The sequence below is a fragment of the Pseudoalteromonas sp. MB47 genome, assembly GCF_011319765.1.
GTDB classification, from domain to species: Bacteria; Pseudomonadota; Gammaproteobacteria; order Enterobacterales; family Alteromonadaceae; genus Pseudoalteromonas; species Pseudoalteromonas simplex.
On sequence record NZ_VFBD01000004.1, the window covers coordinates 266629 to 285774 of the forward strand.

The window sequence follows — 19146 nt, forward strand, 5'->3', positions numbered from 1 at the left end:
AAATTAGCTCTATCTTCGAGCCCATTGCAGTTGAAATTGTTTTGGTGTCATACCAAATACTCGTTTGAAGTTACGATTGAGGTGGCTGGCATCAGCGAAGCCAGATTCAACCGCCACGCTGGTGGCATCGCGGCCAACTTGTAACGCTCTACGGGCATAATTAATACGACAGTTCAAAACATATTGATGTGGAGTAATACCGAAGTGCTCGCGAAAGCGGCGGATAAAATGAAATTTCGACATGGTGGCAGCATGGGCAATGTCATCAATAGAAATGTCATTGTCGATATTTGCCAAAATGTAGTCTTTTGCACGCAGAAGCAAGCTATCAACACGAGTGCTTAAAGTTGGCAAATCAAGGCTACCGTTGAGCCTGACTAAAGACTGCGCCATTTGCAATACTGCAGCTTCTCGCTCTATTTTGCTGGTGCTATTGGTTTGTAAAAGCCTTGATAAGTGAATCACTTGATTACGCAGTAATGGATCAGCATACAAGGTGTTTGCCATACGTAATGTGCAATCTTGCTTATACCCAAGCGCTTTGAACAACGGCTTAAATTCATCGGGATGAATGTACAGCATAAGATACTCTAGGTTTTGCTCAGTGCCAGAGTGACCATCGTGAATATCTTCAGGGTTAAACAAAATGACATTGCCAGGTACGCTTTTATAAAACGCATTACGACAAAAGAAATCTTGCCGCCCTTGTAGAGTAATGCCAATTGAATACTCTTCGTGAGCATGTTTTGCATAGGTAAAATCACTCATAGTCGCAGTCAACATCGAGATGCTCTGATGCTGTTCGTTGTTAATGTACTTAAAGTGATTGTCTTTGCTCACAGATGCTCCTGAAGGGTGTGCGCTTCGTTATTATTCCTACGCCAATATAGCGAAGCTGGCAACCTAAAAACTTGAACAAAATTGCTGTTTTAATTTATTCAGAGGTACAGACAAGTTCTAATTCAGTGTCTTTAAATTCAGCGAGTTTTATATCGTTTTTCTTGGCGTCAGTAATTAAAACAGAAATAGCGTCTAACGCTGTCACTTTATGCCTAGCGACTGAAGACAGTTTTTCTTCAGTAACGGCGATTAATACATTATTGCTTTGTTTTACTATAGCGTGTTTAAACTGTGCATCTTCAACGTCAAACGCTGAAACACCCACCTCGGCATCGATTGCGCAAGCACCTAAAACTGCTAGGTCAAAATGCATTGTTTGTAATTGCTTTAACGAGCAACTACCAATTGCAGCGCCTTGTTGCTTACTTATTTTTCCACCTAATAGAATTACATCACATTGTTGATGTGATTGTAGTGCAATAGCAATTGCAGGCGTGTGGGTAACCACCGTTAAGGCAAGATCGTGTGGGATCATACTTGCAATGGCTAAATTGGTACTGCCAGAATCAATAAAAACAAATGCATGCTCTTTAAAGTAAGGAATACACGCTTTAGCTAAAAGCTGCTTACGGTCACTATTTAAAACCATTCGTTGCACTAAACTGCCATCATTTTGTGCATTAATGACAGCGCCGCCATACACTTTTTTACACACCCCTTGATTTGCTAATTCTTGCAGATCTCGGCGGATCGTATGTTCGGAGACATTAAGTTCTTTGGCTAATTGAACACACACAACTCGGCCGGTTTGTTGTAAATGATCTTTGATCAGTGCTTGCCTCTGATCTGGGAATGAAGCATAATCGAGCATAAATAATCACAAGTGAGCAGTTTAAACTAAAGCTAATGTAGCATTGCATGCTCGTTTTAGCAATTTTGTGATTATTTAGAGTTAAATAGCTCAATAACTAAGCCTTAGTTTAGTTATAAACTGGAATGAGGGAAGGTGACGGGTTTTAACCTAGTCACTTACCCTGCTCGATTGTGATGTTTTATGTAAGGTTTTGTTTGATGTTGTTAGAAAGGTATCCGTTTAAAAAGCGCGAAGTACTCGTTACAAGGTTACTATTTTTGTGTGCAGGTTTAGCCACGGCTACGTGGGCATCGCTCATACCAGTAATTAAAGCGCATATTGGCATTGATGAGAGTACTTTAGGGTTGTTGCTTTTGTGTCTTGGTGCAGGTGCAATATTTGCTATGCCTGTATCAGGTGCGCTCGCAACTAAGTATGGTTGTAAACGTGTATTACAGCTCTCAACGATGATGATTATTTTTTGCCTACCATTTTTTGCTTTAGTAAATAGTGTGGCTAGCTTGGCAACTTTACTGGTGATTTTTGGCCTTTCTATCGGCGCAACTGATTGTGTTATGAACATTCAGGCTGTGTTGGTTGAAGAACGTTCTAAGCTTTCACTTATGTCTGGTTTTCATGGTTTTTACAGTTTAGGTGGTATTTTAGGGGCGGGTGCTGTAGCAATGCTGCTAATTGCTGGTTTTTCGGCATTCGAAATCTGTATGCTAATGGCGGCGATAGTATTACTGTGTTTGATCTTCGCAAAGAGAGACTTACTTCCTTTTGCAAGCCCCAATGAAGGTCCTGCATTTGCGCTCCCAAAAGGCCCGGTGATTTTAATTGGCATTATTTGCTTTGCAATGTTTCTCGCAGAGGGAACCGTTTTAGATTGGAGCGGAATATATTTAATTGATTATCAAAATGCATCAACAGGAATGGCGGCATTAGGGATTTTTAGCTTTTCAGTCACAATGACTTTAGGGCGCTTATTTGGCGATCGCATTATTGCAAAGCATGGGCAAAGGGCTGTTCTGACTATAAGTGGTTTAGTAGCAAGCCTTGGCTTGATAATCGCTATTGTATCAATGAGCTTTTATGTTGCGCTATTTGGTTATGTGTTAATGGGAATAGGTTGTGCCAACGTTGTACCAATTATGTTTTCTGCGGCGGGGAAGCAAACCTACATGTCGCAAGCTACGGCAATTCCTGCTGTAACGACATTTGGTTATTTAGGTGTATTAATGGGGCCTGCAAGTGTCGGTCAAATTGCACATTTTTCTTCACTTGCGTCTGCATTGGTCGTAATAGCGATGTTAATTGCTTTGGCGACTATCTTTTCACTCTTTGTGAAAGTTTCACAAGACTAACTTTATAATTGTTATTATTCAAAAGGTTATATGTATTTAACAGGAAAAGGTGATAGTAAATTATAAAATGGTGAATGTTTTTATCCCTAACTTAGGTCTTCTAATTGAGTTTTATAGAGGGGTTTAAATGAATTTACGTACATCAAATAATTTAGTGATTGCACTTATTACTATCAGTTTTTCTTTATTGGGTTTGTCTTTTATTTTGGGGGCAAACCCCAATGCTATTGGCAGTATATTTTCGTTTTATGGTTTAGAGACTCAGGTACCTGACCATCTCATGAGTATGATTGCAGGCTTTGCACTTTGTTTTGTAGGTATTACCAGCCTTCATTCTCATTTAGGATTTATTAATAGGGCGCTTCCCACCGTGACAGCTCTTATTATTGCACTTACCTGTTTACTTACATTGTTCAGTGCAAATCGTTGGCTTGCAAGTGAAGGGGGTTTTCCAGTAATTGGTTCGGGGCAGGGTATTATTAAGTATTTTGCTGTTATTCCTTTATTTTTATTTGTGTTTTACAAAGATGTTTTGAGTGATAAAGCGCATGTTGCTTTGAATTATGCATCGGTGGCATTAGTGTTGGTTTGGATTGGCGCAATGAAGTTTTTTGCTTTTGAAGCAAATGCGATTGTTAGCCTTGTTGAGTCTTCACCGTTTATGTCTTGGTTGTATATTGTTTTTAGCGTGCAAGGGGCATCAAATGCGATTGGCATATTTGATATTTTGAGTGTGGCGCTGTTAGGTGTTGGCTTGTATATCAGAAATGCGAAACTTATTTTACTTGCTGGACTAGCCTGTTGCTCGGTATTTATCATGACACAAACATTTTTAATTACCGCACCTAATGCGCTTAGCAGCGTTACAGTGTTTGAGCGATTAGGTCAGTTTGTAATTAAAGATCTGTGGTTTATAGCTAATTTAGTGATTATTTATCATTTAGCTGTATTCAACAATACACCTAAAGAAACAGCAGAATAAAATAAAAAGGCCTCAGAAGAGGCCTTTTAAATGATAACTAAACAACTACAACGGCTTTTTGCTTTTGAACTTTAGAAAACTCAAGGGCATCATTGAGATTGTTAAATTCAAAGTCAGTGGGTTCTTCAACATTTAAAGTACCCGACGCAATGTCATTAAGGAGCTTTTCGCCATCACTTACAAGACGTTGCCATTGCTGTGAATCACCATAATCGTGTAATGCACCAAGGGCAATTTCATGATAAGAAATAGTGCGCGTGAATGGTTCATCGACTGGGGTTTCAATGCGTCCTAAAATACTGATCACATGACCATTTGCCTGTAGAAGTGGCACTAACTTTTTAGCTTCTTCAGGGCCATTAGCATCAAAGAGTGCAAAGTAGCCACCTTCAGATGGTGCGTCGCGTAATACTAACTTAACGCCAAGCTTTTCGGCTTGCTCAGTCGTTAGGCTTTTTGATAAAGCATGTACTTCAAAGCCACTGTGATTCAGCATTTGTGTCAGCAGTTTATTAACAGCTCCCATGCCGGTTACTAATACTTTTTCGTCTTTGCGTAATGGTATTTTGCTAAAAGCTTGCCATGCAGTAAGCAGTGGGCAAGGTAATGCAGCAGCAACATTGACAGCTAACCCTTTTGGCACCTGCATAACACGGTCTGCATAAAGTACTGTGTGTTTAGCAAAGCTGCCGTTTTCACTCAAGCTATGATGATAAGCGACTGTTTTACCGATTAGTTTGCTATCGACGCCATCGCCTACCAGCTCAACAACCCCAGCACCGTCTACGCCAGGTGTATGTGTATCTGCCCAATTTATAGGGTCAGCTTGAATAAACTTCCAATCAACTGGATTAATACCAACCGCTAGGTTTCGGACCAAAATTTGCCCTGCTTTAAGTGCTGGTACAGCTTTCAATCCCAAAGCGAGTGCTTTATCAGCACCTTGAAACTGCCAAGCATGAGTTGTCTTTACTTCATCATGATCCCAGTCAGGAGCAAAATCCGGGTTTGCTTGCCTGTCGCCGCAACTAAGGGCATCAATTTGATTGATCTCGTCTTGGCTTAAGCTAAGCGAAAGGGCTTTTAAGTTGGTAGCCATATTTTCGCGTTTGGTAGATGACGGTATCGTTACCATGTCATGCGCTAACTCCCATGCAATGACTACTTCAGCGGTGCTCACTTGGTGTTTGTCTGCAATCGCTTTGATGGTTGGATCTTTAAGTACTTTACCTACCGCAAATGGCATATAGCCGGTAACGAGAATGTCGTTTTGGGCACAAAAATCACGTACCTTTTGGTTGGTTAGGTAGGGGTGAACTTCAACTTGATTGGTAAATAATGCGCCTTTTGGCAAAATACTTAAGGCTTCTTCCATTTGTGCAATGGTAAAGTTTGAAACACCAATTTCTTTCGTTAAACCAAGCTCTTTTGCTGATTGTAACTCAGTTAAATACTCATCCATGCTTTCGCCATTGGCTGGGCTTGGCCAATGAATAAGCAGTAAATCGACGTAATCTAGTTGTAGTTTAGTCAGGCTCTCTTTTACGCTGTTAATAAAGTCCGTTTTATTTAACTTATCATTCCATACTTTGGTGGTAATAAATAACTCACCACGTGCAACACCACTGTCTTTAATCGCTCGGCCAACTGCTTCTTCGTTACCGTAAATTTGCGCAGTGTCGATGTGTCTAAAGCCCTCTTCAATAGCTGTTAGCACACTTTGATATGCAACTTCGTCTTGTAATCTAAATGTACCAAAACCCAGTTTTGGCATAATTGATTGTGACATCATAACTCCTTAATTATGGAACGTGGGCAAAACATGTTCGCCGATGTGCTTTAATGCCCATTCAATGGGTAATTCGTTACGTCTAAAGTGCAGGCCGATGTGATTCACACCGGCATTTTTCATTGCCTTTAGCTCTGAGATGAGTCCGTTGACGCCTGTTTCAACCCCAAAACGATGACGTTTTATAGGTGCATCAGAATCATCTAATAAATTTAAATGAATAAAACTAACGTACGGCTTATTTCCTGCGACCTCTCGCCACAAAGCGACACGCTTTTGATGATCATCTGGTGTGCCTGGGTAAGCAAGCCAGCCGTCCATGTTTTCGCCAACCCATTGAGGGCTTTGCTGAGCAAGACCTGCTACATAAAGTGGGAAATTTTTCACTTCTGGTAGTAGCTTTTGACCCGCTTCTAAAGGTCGCTTAGGGGCGCCTTTTAGTAGCGAAACAGATTCACGTAGTTGCTCACCACGGCTTGCAAAATCAATATCGAATAAAGGATATTCAATAGGTCTATCACCGCTGGCAACACCTAAAATTAGCCGATCATTACTAAGCGCTTGCACAGTATTTGCTGCCTTTTTAACAAGCCAAGGTTGGCGCAATGGCAATACCACCGCTGCGGTGCCAAGTAATATATTCTTGGTTTTAGCTGCTAAGTAGCCAAGGTAACTGAAGGTTTCATAAACTTGGGCGGCATCACCAAATTTCGGGTCATAAATCGGTACGTCGCGAACCCATGCCGCTGCGTAGCCAAGCTCATCAGCAAGTTGAACACGTGATTCATGGTTAGCTAAATTAGGGATCCCAAATGATTGATTTGATTGTTGATTGAAATGTGCCCAATCATTATCAAGTGGAAGTTCAACCCCAATTGAGAATGGTTTTTGCGCTAATTTATCAAAACTCATTATGACTCCAAACTTTAAGGGACATAGCTAAACAATACTTAACAATTTAATGCCGCCCTGAAAGTGATTTATGATTAAGTAATGAGGGTATTGTGGCGCTAAATTTATTTGCGAAAAACAGCAAGGATAACAAAACACCTTTGTCGTTTTTGCAAAGGTGTTTTAATCGTTATGAATTAGCTTCTTCTTTTGAAAGGGTAAAGTATGCGCGAGTGACTGGGTAGGCAATTTGTGAAATCAGTGCAGTGCCCCAAAGTAAGTTGCCAATGAGCGAAGGTACATGGGGTAAAATGGGAATGGTAACTAAAGCAAGTATGACGCCAAACATCCTTACTTTGGCTGTAGCAAAACGATGGGCTACGCGATGTTCGATCATTAGCTGGATCCACAATAAGCTTAATAAGTAGCCTGCTAACCCTACACAACCAATGACACCATATTTTAGGGGGTACGGCTGCCAGAACCCGGCTTTCACTTCGCCGGCGAGTGCAACGCCAACCATAACTGCACATAGCATTAAAAATAGGTGAGCTAACCACCAACTTACGAGTGTCCATTTGTGTTGATTTTTAGGTTTACCATTGCCAACAAAATCAAAGTAAATCCAGCATTGCACAAATACCGCAATACCACCAAACATAAAGTTAGCCAGTACAGTGGGGTCGACTTTATAAACTCCTTTTTCAGATAAAGTAATCACCAATTTAAAGAAACCTTCGCCTACGACAATAAGTAGTAAAAGGGCGAAGCGCTCAGACATATGCCCAAGGCGTGGTAAAAAGCGTTTATTTTCAAGTACACCAATTTTTGGAGCCATATATAAAACTTGGATAGCGGCAATCGCAGCGCCAAACACCCAATAACGATAGGGGGCAGGCATAAATGCTGTGGTAGCAAAAATGATGGCAAGAGCAAAGTAGTTACGGCTCACACTGCGTGCTAATTTTGTTGATTCGACCCCCAATTGATTGGTGCGATGAAATAAATAAGCTGTAATAAGGCGATTAGCAGCATAGGCTAATGCAAAATATGTCCAACCTTTATCAAGTACATGAGGGATCGAGGCAGCCATAACCATGGCGGTAACAATTTGGCAGGCCATGATCAGCCGGTGTTTTACATCAGTACTGACATAGAGTGAATTAAAAACGCTGGAGTCAGCCCACGCAAACCATACGGTGATGAACAAACCTGCAAATGTAAGAAAACCACTTAAATGTAAGTGGTCGCTCAAAAAATTACCTAGCAAAAAAATGATTACCACATGGATAAGGTCATAAAATAATTCAACCCAATGAACATGGTCATGTGAACTTTTTAAATCTAGGTGATGCTTAGGTAAGCGCCACATTGGGTGGTTTTCTAATGCCATAATTGATCCTACCTATTTCCTTTCGACAATAATTGCAGTGATGGTGGTTTCACCCTCATTTTTGACTTGATGAGTCCATGCGTCATGCCACATCACATAGCCATTAGGGATCTCAATTGTTGTTTGTGACTCTTTAGTACTGATGGTCGCTTTACCGCCTGTCTCAAAATAGACTGTTTCAGCATTATGCTTATGCCAATTATCTTGCTCACCTGGTGCTAAAGTCATACGTAAAACAAGTACTTCACTGTTATCTAGCAATACTTCATAGTGATTGGGTGAAGCAATATGTGCATGGGGAAGTTGTGCTGAAAAAGCATGTTGTGAGCACATAATTGTGCTCACCAAGCCAATCATCAAAGCTGTCATTTTGCTCATGGCTACACTCTACTTATGCATACCGCGAATTGGGTAATTATTTTTTGGGTCGCGTATCCAATTAAGCCCGCTTACCAAAGTTGCTAAATCAGGTCTTACAAATGGATTATTAGAATAATCAACCACATGTACTTTACCTTGCTCGTTAACCACAAACAGTGCGGGCTCTGCGAAAGGGTGATCCGTTTCTTGTGGTGAACGGGGATCAGAAATGTAAGTACCTAATGCTTGCATTTGCTCTGTAGTCAAACCGTAAGCAAGTGGAAATGACACAGATAGCTGCTCTAAATGCGCTTCTAGCTGCTCTTTGCTATCACCTGAAACAGCAATTACATCAACACCCGTTTCTAATAGCGCCGCTTTGTACTGCTCGAGGCTATTTAAATAGCGGGTACATAAAGGGCAATGCTTACCACGATAAACAACAACAAGCTGCCAGCTTGCACCGTGTTGAGGTTGACCAAGAACAGCCTCTTCACCATTCAAAAGTGCAGCACTGATACTAGGAAATGCACTGCCCGGATGGAGTTTATTGCTATAAACAGATTCGTTACTCATGAGTGTTCCTTAAAAGTTCTCGTTTAAGTGTTTTTCAAAGCGCGCAAAGTCGCTGTCGATGTCTGCATTTTTCATCACGTCATAACAGGCGAAAGTTGGCATCGCTTGCATACCGAAAAACTTAAAGTTCATATGCATTGGGAAAACAAGGTCATCAACACTTTTACCTTCAAAAAAGTCAGCGGCATCTGCAAATGATTCTGCAGGCGCATTTAAAGTCAGCGACATCATATATTGAGTGTTAGTCAAGGTGCCGCCTTTACCGTAATTGGCTTTTGGATTGTCTTGATGACGACCATCACCATGGCAAAGCGCTCCCCCCATACCCGCTGTGTACACTTCATCCATGTATTTTTTGAATGACCATGTCATGCCCATCCAATTAATAGGTGATTGCAAAAAGACGATATCTGCCCATTGATGGTTCTCAAGTTCAGTTTCTACATCAAATTCGTCTTGTGTATTAACCACGCGAGTTTGATAGCCTTTTGCTTTAAAAAAAGCGTCGGCTTTTTCGATTAAAGCAGCATTTAACTTACCTTCAGAAAAAGGGTAATAGTGATGTGCGTTAAGAATTAATACGTTTTTCATAGTTGAGTATCCGTTTGCTAATTACTTTATCGTGTTCAAAATATATTCCGTGGTATATAATAGTAACCTAGATTGTTAAATCAACCAGTCACCTTTTTGTAACTAGTCTGAAAAATGCGAGGATGTTTTGGAAAGTTCAGTAGAAACAGATAGTAAGGGTAGAAAAAAAGTTTTAAATGCTTGCATGGAGCCCTGTGCTATTGAAAAAGGCATGCGTTTGATTGGCGGTAAATGGACGGGATCTATTATCTATCATTTAAAAGATGGCCCTGTGCGTTTTAATGATTTAACGCGTATGCTGGGTGGTGCAAGTAAAAAGATGATAGACCAACGTCTAAAAGAGCTTGAAAGTAGAGCGATGATCACCCGTCATGTTATTAGCACCCGCCCGATAGCGGTGACCTATGAACTTACTGATTTTGGCCGCTCAGCACTGCATATACTCGATGAGTTACGAGTTTGGTCTGAATCAAATGAGATTTAAAGTTTGCGATTCTTTTCTAGAATAAAATCTATAAGAACTCTCACTTTTCGCGCCTTTTGACTGTGCTGCTGAAAGTATAAGAAAAGCCCTGAAAAGGGATACCAATGTTCTTCAAGGATTGGAATTAAAGTGCCTTCTTTAAAGTGACTATGTAACATTGGCTCTACCATTCGCCCTATGCCAAGGCCTTTTTTCGCCGCGTTAATCATCAAATCCGTATCATTCACGACCATCGCAAATGGCATTGTTACTGACGTTGTCTGCCCTTTATTTAATAAGTTAATGGCTACTAACTTTTTAGATGTTATATATCGGTATTGGATTAATTTATGGTTAGCTAAATCTTCAATAGTTTTAGGGATCCCATAGGTTTTAGCATAGCTCGGTGAGCAAAAAAAGCCCTCTTTGGAAGGTGCAGTAAGTGGTTTAGCTACCATGCCAGGCTCAATTTTGTCTCCAAACCGAATACCTATATCCATACCATCAGTAATCAAGTTAACAGTTGCATCATTTATTGATATCTCTAATTGGATCTCAGGATAGCGACGACAAAACTCCTCGTAGTATGGCTCTAATAATAATTGGAATGCAAAACGAGGGGTTGTTAATCTCACTGTCCCTTTTGGTGTTGCACTAAACTCTTTTACACTTTCAAAAGCATCTGACAATTCGCTTATAGCTGTTTTTGTCTGCTGGCGAAGTTGTTCGCCTGCTTCAGTTAGTTCGATTCGCCGAGTGGTGCGATTAAATAATGGTACGTGTAGCGAGCGTTCAAGAGATTTTAATGCATGACTTACTGAAGGTGCCGTCATTTCTAGTCTTCGGGCTGCGCCACTAATACTGCCTTCCACAGCAATTGCATGAAAAATAAGTAATTGAGAGTAGTCGGTACCGTTCATTATTGTTAGTTTCTATCTAATAATTATTGTTGATAATATCATCTAAAACTAATTAATAGTATATCTTATGCTTATCGAATTCGTTCCTTATATACCTTGAAGGCAAATTCATGAGTAAAATTTTAGTTATTTCAGGCCACCCAAACCTATCAGAATCAAATGCGAATACGACTGTCATCGAGACATTGTTATCGCGGCATGATGATGTAGCTATAAGACGGTTAGATTCACTATATGGTGAAAAACAGATCGATATAGTTTCAGAACATGAAGCACTGTTAAGCGCTAGTGTTGTTGTTTTACAGTTCCCATTTTATTGGTACTCTGTTCCAGCGCTTATGAAACGTTGGATTGATGAAGTGCTATCTTACAATTTTGCTTATGGGCCTAAAGGTGACAAATTAGCAAACAAACATCTAATTTTATCAGTTACTGTCGGTGGCCCTGAAGAAGCATATTCACCTCTTGGCTATAATCATTTCAGTGTGGAAGAGTTTTTGCGTCCACTAGAACAAACTGCTTACCTTGCAAAAATGCAATACCATAGGCCAATCTATAGTCATCGAATGGTTTATATAGAGGGGGTGTACAATGAGTTATCGGATGTCCAAAATCGAGCTGTCGAACATGGAGAGCGCTTAGCGGCTAAAATTGCTGATTTATTACATTCGCCAGAGAGTATAATTAAGCAATTTGTAAATAAATGGTTCGATAAGTTAGATTCTTTGTCAGAAAAAACCGAAGCGTTTTTACCCCATTTATCAAAGCAACTTGTTTTGTGCTTGCCAGAAGGAGATTTTTTGGGGCACGCGGGCTTTAAACAATGGTACCAATGGGCATTATCAACATTTAAACCTAATTGTAGGCACACAGTTGAGCAAATAGATATTACTGCTGACGGAGAATATTTTAACCTTTCTTTGAGAGTTAAATTGAGCGCACACACATACATTGATTCTGATTTTGCTGGGCAAAATGTTGAAGTACAAGTCAAAGAAAATTGGCGTTTAAGAATAATTGATGGGCAACATGTGCTCATTGAGCAGTACTTAGTTTCATCATTGGGCGATCAATTATGAGAAAGAGATTAATTTCAGCATTAATGTTAGCAAGCCTGACAGGATTTAATGTACAAAGTAAAAGTACACTTTATTCCCCAATTGTTGAGCATAATATTAAGCAAAATTTATCAGATTTACATAAAGCGGTTATTGCCAATGATATATCTCAAGTAAAATTACTGATCGCGCAAGGAGCCGATGTTAACCAGCTTGATAAGTTAATGGGGATTGCCCCTTTACACATAGCAGTACAAGGCCGGAATCTAGCGATGGTAAAATTATTAGTAGAGAATGGAGCTTATGTTAATTTACAGTCTGTTAGGCTTGGCGGAACCCCTTTGTTACTAGCTGTGTGGCATCGCAATGTTGATGCAGTAGCGTATTTACTCAGTCTAGATGATATTGATACTACAGTCTTATCAGCTGCGGGAGCTACAGCCTTACAGTTTAATCGCTCAGGAGGAAAAACAAATGATGCCTCACTTAATGAGGATGTATCAAGGATAAATCAGTTGTTTACTGAACATCACGCACGCACTCAAGCTAAAGCAATTGAGAAAGCAGCAATTTATTTGGTAGTTGCAGATAGTTCAATATCGCAAGCACGAAAGGTTGAGAAAATAAAAGACTTAATTTCAAAAGGCTATGATGTTAACGCTTTAGCACCTGTGCTTAAAAACGGCAGTGACTTTCACAGTGCCCTATTATTAGCTGCTATGCAGGGACAGTTAGCTGTCGCTAAAATACTACTTGAGAACGGTGCGGATCAAACTCTAACTGGGGCCTATATGGCCGCGATTGCTTTGCACAAGGCTGCTTATTTTGGTCGGGCTGATATGCTAACTCTTTTAAGTCAATACCCTGGATTTAAAAGTGTCCTAAATGCTCAAGGTCCTAATAATGGTTATACGCCTTTACATGATGCTGTATGGCATGGACATTTTGAGGCCGTGAAGGTATTGGTAGAAGCTAAAGCAAGGCTTGATTTAACAGGTTATGATGGTAATACACCTGAGCAGCTCGCTATTCAAAATGGTTATACTGAAATAGCACATTTCTTAAAAATGGCATCAAATTAGTTTTGATAGCCTCTGCGAGAAAGAGCGTTTAAAGGGAAGTATACCTAAAGCTATACGCTAGCAGAATTTGCTAGCGTATTTCAATTACGGAAAAGAGTAGCGCACAATTCGTTTTACGACAGAAAAGTACTGGCGAAAGAAGCCGCCGGTATTGTAGTGGATACCGTGTTCTTTAAAGATAGCTTGCACCTTAGGGGCAATTTCGCGGTAGCGTTTTGCGGGTAAATCTGGGAATAAGTGATGCTCTATTTGATAGCTCAAGTGCCCAGTCATTACATGAAACAGGTTACCCCCTTTGATATTTGATGAGCCTAACGCTTGGCGGTAATACCACTGGCCTTGTGATTCATTTTCGCAGTCTTGTTGGTTAAATGTTTCTACTTCACCGGTAAAGTGCCCACAAAAGATAATGGTTGAGGTCCACAGGTTACGTAATAAATTAGCGGCAAGGTTGCCTGTTAAAACCCACAAAAATAAAGGCCCAGCAAGCATTGGAAAGAGCAGATAGTCTTTCACTAGCTGGCGTGCACCCTTACTAAAAAAGCGCTTTTTCAGTTCGCTGTGCGATACTTTGTAATCACGGTCATCTTTTTTCTTGCCAAAAAATACGCGCTCGGCTGCCATTTCATGGTACGACACCCCCCATTGAAACAGCACACTGAGTAATAGGTAAGTGACAAATTGCCACAGGTTTTTTATCCGCCAACGAAAGTCATTCGATAAGCGCAGTAATCCATAACCGAAGTCGCGATCTTTACCAATAATATTGGTATAGGTGTGGTGCTCGTAGTTGTGAACGCGGTTCCAGCTAGCCCCATCGCACGCTATATCCCACTCGTAAGACCTTGAATTTATGTATTTATCATTCATCCAATCGTATTGGCCATGCATCACATTGTGGCCAATTTCCATGTTATCGAGGATTTTTGCAGTGGCTAAACTAAGCACACCCACGAGCCATAAAACAGGCTGAATAAAGCCTAGCATTAATAGAATTCGGCCACTCCATTCAAACACTCGCTGGCAAACAATAACGCGGCGAATGTATTTAGCGTCTTGCTCACCGAGTTTTGATTTTACATCTGCTTTAACGCTATCGAGTTGAGCTGCTAATTTTTCATAATTGACTGTTTTTGTTGTGTTCATGCTGATAACTCCACGTCACTGACTGGTTGCGATATACAAAGTTGAATTAACTGCTCTGAGCTATCAGAGAGCTCACCGGTACGAATATCACGCACGATGCCTTGCTTTTTGACGCATTGGCATTGATGGCAAATCCCCATACCACAGCCAACTGTTACAGGTTGCTTATTCGCTTGTAAGTGGGTCAGTAAGGTTTGTTGGTTATCAATCGTGAATGTTTTGCCCTGATGAGTGAGTGTTAAATCGTGCTTATCAGAGGTTACTACAGCAGCAGGGACTGCACTGAAATGCTCACTGTCTATCGGCGTATTTAATTGCTTAGCTAAAGCGGCTGCTTGCTTATACAAAGCAGCTGGGCCGCACACTAACCAGTGTTTATGCGCGTTTGTTGTCAGCCATGTCGTCGCATCGCCATCTTTGTTGCGCTCAAGTAAGTGATAATCAAAATTGCTCAGTGATTGCTTTAGTTGCTCAAGCTCATCTTTAAGCCAGTGGCTGTTCGGCTTTGCATAGTAAAGCAGGGTTATAGTGTGTTTGCTATCTGCAGGTAAAGATTTAAGCATGGCTATAAATGGCGTAATGCCTGAGCCACCGGCAAGCATGATTAAAGAGCGCGCGGTATTTGGCATAATAAACAGGCCTTTAGGCTCAGAAATATTAAGCCATTGCCCTGGCCTCAAATTTATTAGCTTTGATGTAAATGCGCCGAACTCTTGGCTACGGATCAATAAACGAATTTGTCGCTGCTGCCTTGCCAATTGTGGTTCGCTTGCGATGGTAAATACACGCGTTAGCATTCGACCATTCGTTTGGATTGTTAACGCAATGTGCTGGCCTGCTTGATGAACTGGCCATGTTTTTTCTGGCTCAATAATCAACTCAACGCATTGTTCAGCAAACACCTGTACATGTTTTACTTGTGCACGAAAACAGCCTTCGCGCCAGCCTGGTTTAAAGCACTGAATCACCGGCTCCCAGTATCCTGCCCATGACTGATGATGCAATAAATGTTTTGATAATGAATTTAATAACGCTCTCATTTTTCGCCTTTAGCTTACAGGTGTACGCTCACTTTGCGCACAAGTGTAAGCTGAAATGTGATAATTGCAAGTCTAATTTGAGTAATTATTCTAAAAAGCAGTTGACCAAGGTTTTTAAAAGCGGCATCGAAGCAAGACTATTTAGAGTAAGGCCAAGCAAAGCGCTCTTTTAGCTAGTTAAAAGGAATTGGCTTTGGCTTACAAAGTTAAAGCAGTTAATGAAAATGGATTTAATTTTAATTTTTCTAATGAAAAAGTGTTGCCGCTTTTTTGATTTTCGAACTATGTTTAATCAGGTACAAATACGTAGTAGAGGGAAAAAGATGGTCGATAATTGCACTATTCTTATCATTGATGATGAAGAGATTAACACTTTACAACTTGAACACGCACTAGAAGATGTTGGTAACATAATCACCTTAAACGACAGTACCCAAGCACTGGAGTTAATCCATAAAGCAAAACCTGATGTTTTGTTACTTGATTTAGAAATGCCAAAAATTAGTGGCTTTGATATTTTACAAGAACTTCAATTCAACCCAGTGTTTGAACAGCTACGAATTATTGTTATTACTTCACATGGTGATCCACAAATTGAAGAATCAGCATTGTCTTTAGGCGCAATCGATTTTATTTCTAAACCTCTGAACTTAAAGTTATGTCGATTGCGAATAGAAAATCACGTTAAAGTTAAAGCGCAAGAGAATATTTTACAAAATACCCAAGCTGCTTTATTTGCTGAAAAAGAGCATTTACGTATCACAATTGATTCGATAGCAGACGGCGTTATTTCAACGGATCAACATGCCCAAATTACTTATATGAACCCTGTAGCGCAAAGGCTTACGGGCTGGTCTCAAACTGCTGCAAAGGGTCGTCATATTGAAGAGGTGATGAAATTAGCTGACTCCACAACAAAAACACCTTCAATAAATCCACTTACTGTTGCTCTAAAGGAAAACCGCCCTGTGGCGATGGCAATAAACACGCAACTAACGAGTAAACAAGGGGTTGAACACCGAGTTGAAGATAGCGCAGCACCAATTTTAAATGAAAAAAAACAACAATGCGGTGCTGTTATGGTTTTTCAAGATGTTAGTGAAACGCTCGCTATGTCGGTTCAAATGACGTACTTGTCACATCATGATCAACTAACCTCACTACCAAACCGCGTATTACTGCATGATAGATTAACTCAAGGTATTGCCAGAGCCTCTTTTAATGACACTAAGCTAAGTTTATTACTGCTCGATTTGGACAAATTTAAGTTTATAAATGATGCGTTAGGCCATCATATTGGAGACGAAATTATTGCTCATATTGGCCACTCTTTAGATTGCTTTGCTTGTAACGATATTACAGTTGCACGTGTCGGGGGGGATGAATTTGCGCTTGTTGTCCCTCATGAGTCACATTCTTTGAGTCTAGAGCCTTTGATAAATCAAGTGCTTAATGTAATTAGTAAGCCATTTCGCTCTGGTGGCGAACAACATATTCTTTCTGCAAGCTTAGGCATAAGTGTTTACCCTGATGATGCTAATTGTGTTGAAGAAATGCTTCGCCATGCAGACTCCGCTATGTATAAGGCAAAGAACGAAGCGGCAAATAGTTATTGCTATTTCAGCACAGACTTACAGGTTGAAATGAATAAACGCCTTGATGTAGGTAATAAGTTAAGAAAAGCCCTCGAAAATAACGCCCTTGATGTGCACTATCAACCTAAATACGATTTACGTAGTGGCGAAATGGTTGGCGTAGAAAGTTTAGTTCGTTTAAGTGATGATGAGGGCGGGTTTATATCACCACTGAATTTTATTGAGTATGCTGAAGAAACGGGCTTAATTTTTAGGTTAGGCGAGCAAGTTTTAGAAAAAAGCTGTATTAGTGCAAAACGCTGGTTAGATGCAGGTGTGCCGACAAAAGTGGCCGTAAATATTTCCGCTAAACAGTTTACCGACTCAAAACTTGTAGACACAGTCGCGATGATTCTAGAGAAAACTCAGCTACCGAGTAAATATTTAGAGTTAGAAGTGACAGAGTCAGCGCTAATTGAAAACTATGAGTATGCGGTCAACCAACTTAAATTAATTGCCAATATGAAAGTAAGTATTGCCCTTGATGATTTTGGTACAGGGTATTCTAGCTTGTCGTATCTAAGGCTGTTTCCTTTAAATGTATTGAAAATAGATCAGTCCTTTGTACGTGATATGCTAACTGATTCGCAAGCGCTTGATATTGTTTCAACGATTATTGAACTTGCGCACTCTCTTAATCTTCAAATTGTTGCTGAAGGAATAGAAACGGCTGAGCAAAAAAACAAACTAGATGAGTTGGGCTGTGCCACTGGGCAAGGCTATTTGCTTGGTAAGCCAATGAATTATGAAAGCCTAACGCAATTGCTTTTACCTTCGTTGCACAATAACGACCAGTATGTTTGAGCTTAAGTTTATCTTTTTTATGTCTTTTGAATCAATTTTTGAAATTTATTCTACACTTTAAAAACTATAAATTCGTTGGAACTTCAAATGACTAACTCAGTTGATCGTCGGCGTTTTCTTAAAGGTTTAGGAGCTGGCGCGGCCGTCTCTACTCTTGCATTTAAAGCACCTTATGTTTTTGCTAAAAATAAAGTCACATTAAGGGTGCTTGGCACACATGTTACATTGCAAGAAGAACTCAGAAGCAGAGCAATGCGTGAATTAGGCATTAACCTAGAGTTCACGCCAATGGGAAGCGCCGCCGTTTTACAAAAAGCAGCAGCAAATCCAAGTTCATTTGATTTGTACGAACAATGGTCAGACTCAATTAATATTTTATGGCAAGCGGGGGCAATTCAGCCTATTGATATAGATAGACTTGTTTATTGGGATGAAATAAACCCATTAACAAAAACCGGAAAAATAGTCCCTGAAGCTAAGCTTGGCGCGGGCGACTCTCCTAATAAACTGCTTTATGTTCAAGACGACGGTACGCTATCGCAAACTCCGAGCAAAGCAATTAGCTTTATGCCTTATGTTCATAATGTTGACTCATTCGGATACAACACCCAAGTGATAGAGCAAGGGATCCCTTATCAAACTGAATCATGGGCTTGGTTACTTGATGAAAAACACAAAGGAAAAGTTGCGCTAGTAAACGCCCCTACAATAGGTATCTTTGATGCGGCCCTTGCTGCGCAGGGTCAGGGACTAATGACTTTTAATGACATGGGCGATATGAGTATTGCCGAAATTGATCAACTTTTTGCTATTTTATTAGAAAAAAAACGACAAGGGCATTTTTCTGGCTTTTGGACATCGGTTCCACAATCGGTGGACTTTATGAAAACAAAACGAGTAAACATCCAAAGTATGTTCTCGCCAGGGGTGAGTGCGTGTCGTGGAGCAGGCATTCCCGTGGTTTATGCATCTCCAAAAGAAGGCTACCGAGCTTGGCATGGTGTTATGTGCTTATCAGCCAATACACAAGGGCATGTAAAAGATGCAGCATACGATTATATGAATTGGTGGTTATCTGGTTATCCAGGAGCTTTTATCGCAAGGCAAGGGTACTACATTTCAAACCCAGAGCGAAGCCAGCCCTTAATGTCAAAGCCGGAGTGGAGTTATTGGTATGAGGGTAAAGAAGCCGTTGTAGATTTACGCGGTACCGATGAAAAGGTATCTGTAAAAGCGGGTCAAAAGCGTGATGGTGGTAGCTATATTCAGCGATTTTCAAATATCGCAGTATGGAATACTGTGATGCCTAATTACGATTACAGCTTAGATAAATGGTTTGAATTGTTAAATTCATAAG

Annotated in this window: 18 protein-coding genes and 1 pseudogene; 7 read left to right on the forward strand and 12 right to left on the reverse strand. The window is 40.4% G+C overall.

What is annotated here, in order from left to right:
• Nucleotides 1–9: 9 nt before the first annotated feature.
• Complete coding sequence (locus tag IMPJCBKJ_RS01845; RefSeq protein WP_166338437.1) at nt 10–840, reverse strand: AraC family transcriptional regulator; 831 nt, start codon at nt 838–840, stop codon at nt 10–12.
• A 94-nt stretch (nt 841–934) separates the two neighbouring features.
• Nucleotides 935–1711: a DeoR/GlpR family DNA-binding transcription regulator gene (locus IMPJCBKJ_RS01850; protein WP_130151863.1), complete on the reverse strand. Its 777-nt coding sequence runs from the start codon at nt 1709–1711 to the stop codon at nt 935–937.
• A 200-nt stretch (nt 1712–1911) separates the two neighbouring features.
• Here IMPJCBKJ_RS01850 and IMPJCBKJ_RS01855 point away from each other — a divergent pair, with 200 nt between their 5' ends.
• Both IMPJCBKJ_RS01855 and IMPJCBKJ_RS01860 read left to right on the forward strand, forming a co-directional pair.
• Complete coding sequence (locus IMPJCBKJ_RS01855) at nt 1912–3060, forward strand: MFS transporter (protein WP_054553540.1); 1149 nt, start codon at nt 1912–1914, stop codon at nt 3058–3060.
• Nucleotides 3061–3187: 127 nt separating this feature from the next.
• Nucleotides 3188–4042, forward strand: coding sequence for a DUF417 family protein (locus IMPJCBKJ_RS01860; protein ID WP_138601940.1), 855 nt, complete (start codon nt 3188–3190; stop codon nt 4040–4042).
• A 37-nt stretch (nt 4043–4079) separates the two neighbouring features.
• Here IMPJCBKJ_RS01860 and IMPJCBKJ_RS01865 read toward each other — a convergent pair whose 3' ends face one another.
• The 7 genes and pseudogenes from IMPJCBKJ_RS01865 to IMPJCBKJ_RS01890 all read right to left on the reverse strand — a co-directional run bounded on the left by IMPJCBKJ_RS01865 (nt 4080) and on the right by IMPJCBKJ_RS01890 (nt 9642).
• Complete coding sequence (locus tag IMPJCBKJ_RS01865; protein WP_240920982.1) at nt 4080–4964, reverse strand: alcohol dehydrogenase catalytic domain-containing protein; 885 nt, start codon at nt 4962–4964, stop codon at nt 4080–4082.
• 60 nt (nt 4965–5024) lie between these two features.
• Nucleotides 5025–5831, reverse strand: a pseudogene (dkgB, locus tag IMPJCBKJ_RS20660) (2,5-didehydrogluconate reductase DkgB); the annotation flags it as partial.
• 9 nt (nt 5832–5840) lie between these two features.
• Complete coding sequence (locus tag IMPJCBKJ_RS01870; RefSeq protein ID WP_166338439.1) at nt 5841–6743, reverse strand: TIGR03571 family LLM class oxidoreductase; 903 nt, start codon at nt 6741–6743, stop codon at nt 5841–5843.
• Nucleotides 6744–6912: 169 nt separating this feature from the next.
• A complete protein-coding gene (locus tag IMPJCBKJ_RS01875; RefSeq protein WP_054553543.1) occupies nt 6913–8115 on the reverse strand; it encodes a low temperature requirement protein A in 1203 nt (400 codons plus the stop codon).
• A 12-nt stretch (nt 8116–8127) separates the two neighbouring features.
• Entirely contained in the window at nt 8128–8493 is a 366-nt protein-coding gene (locus tag IMPJCBKJ_RS01880; RefSeq protein ID WP_240920977.1) for a hypothetical protein, read from the reverse strand.
• Between the two features lie 9 nt (nt 8494–8502).
• On the reverse strand, nt 8503–9051 hold the full coding sequence (locus IMPJCBKJ_RS01885; protein WP_054553544.1) for a redoxin domain-containing protein: 549 nt from the start codon (nt 9049–9051) through the stop codon (nt 8503–8505).
• 9 nt (nt 9052–9060) lie between these two features.
• Entirely contained in the window at nt 9061–9642 is a 582-nt protein-coding gene (locus IMPJCBKJ_RS01890) for an NAD(P)H-dependent oxidoreductase (protein ID WP_054553545.1), read from the reverse strand.
• Between the two features lie 127 nt (nt 9643–9769).
• On the opposite strand from IMPJCBKJ_RS01890, the gene IMPJCBKJ_RS01895 reads away from it, so the two are divergent.
• Nucleotides 9770–10126 (forward strand): helix-turn-helix domain-containing protein, encoded by a 357-nt coding sequence (locus tag IMPJCBKJ_RS01895; RefSeq protein WP_054553546.1) that lies wholly within the window; start codon nt 9770–9772, stop codon nt 10124–10126.
• Here the strand turns inward: IMPJCBKJ_RS01895 and IMPJCBKJ_RS01900 are convergent.
• Entirely contained in the window at nt 10123–11025 is a 903-nt protein-coding gene (locus tag IMPJCBKJ_RS01900) for a LysR family transcriptional regulator (RefSeq protein WP_166338441.1), read from the reverse strand. The two genes, IMPJCBKJ_RS01895 and IMPJCBKJ_RS01900, sit on opposite strands and share 4 nt — an antisense overlap.
• A 110-nt stretch (nt 11026–11135) precedes the next feature.
• On the opposite strand from IMPJCBKJ_RS01900, the gene IMPJCBKJ_RS01905 reads away from it, so the two are divergent.
• Entirely contained in the window at nt 11136–12104 is a 969-nt protein-coding gene (locus IMPJCBKJ_RS01905; protein ID WP_166338443.1) for an NAD(P)H-dependent oxidoreductase, read from the forward strand.
• Entirely contained in the window at nt 12101–13165 is a 1065-nt protein-coding gene (locus IMPJCBKJ_RS01910; RefSeq protein ID WP_166338445.1) for an ankyrin repeat domain-containing protein, read from the forward strand. The genes IMPJCBKJ_RS01905 and IMPJCBKJ_RS01910 overlap by 4 nt, the downstream gene beginning before the upstream one ends.
• A gap of 84 nt (nt 13166–13249) precedes the next feature.
• On the opposite strand, the gene IMPJCBKJ_RS01915 is transcribed toward IMPJCBKJ_RS01910, so the two are convergent.
• Nucleotides 13250–14311 carry an acyl-CoA desaturase gene (locus IMPJCBKJ_RS01915; RefSeq protein WP_054553550.1) on the reverse strand — a complete coding sequence of 354 codons (1062 nt, stop codon included), beginning with the start codon at nt 14309–14311 and terminating at the stop codon, nt 13250–13252.
• A complete protein-coding gene (locus tag IMPJCBKJ_RS01920; protein ID WP_206004048.1) occupies nt 14308–15351 on the reverse strand; it encodes an iron-sulfur cluster-binding domain-containing protein in 1044 nt (347 codons plus the stop codon). Before IMPJCBKJ_RS01920 ends, IMPJCBKJ_RS01915 begins: the two co-directional genes overlap by 4 nt.
• Before the next feature lie 323 nt (nt 15352–15674).
• On the opposite strand from IMPJCBKJ_RS01920, the gene IMPJCBKJ_RS01925 reads away from it, so the two are divergent.
• Both IMPJCBKJ_RS01925 and IMPJCBKJ_RS01930 read left to right on the forward strand, forming a co-directional pair.
• Nucleotides 15675–17789 carry an EAL domain-containing protein gene (locus IMPJCBKJ_RS01925; protein WP_166338447.1) on the forward strand — a complete coding sequence of 705 codons (2115 nt, stop codon included), beginning with the start codon at nt 15675–15677 and terminating at the stop codon, nt 17787–17789.
• An 87-nt stretch (nt 17790–17876) separates the two neighbouring features.
• Nucleotides 17877–19145 (forward strand): substrate-binding domain-containing protein, encoded by a 1269-nt coding sequence (locus IMPJCBKJ_RS01930; protein WP_054553551.1) that lies wholly within the window; start codon nt 17877–17879, stop codon nt 19143–19145.
• Nucleotide 19146: the final 1 nt, after the last annotated feature.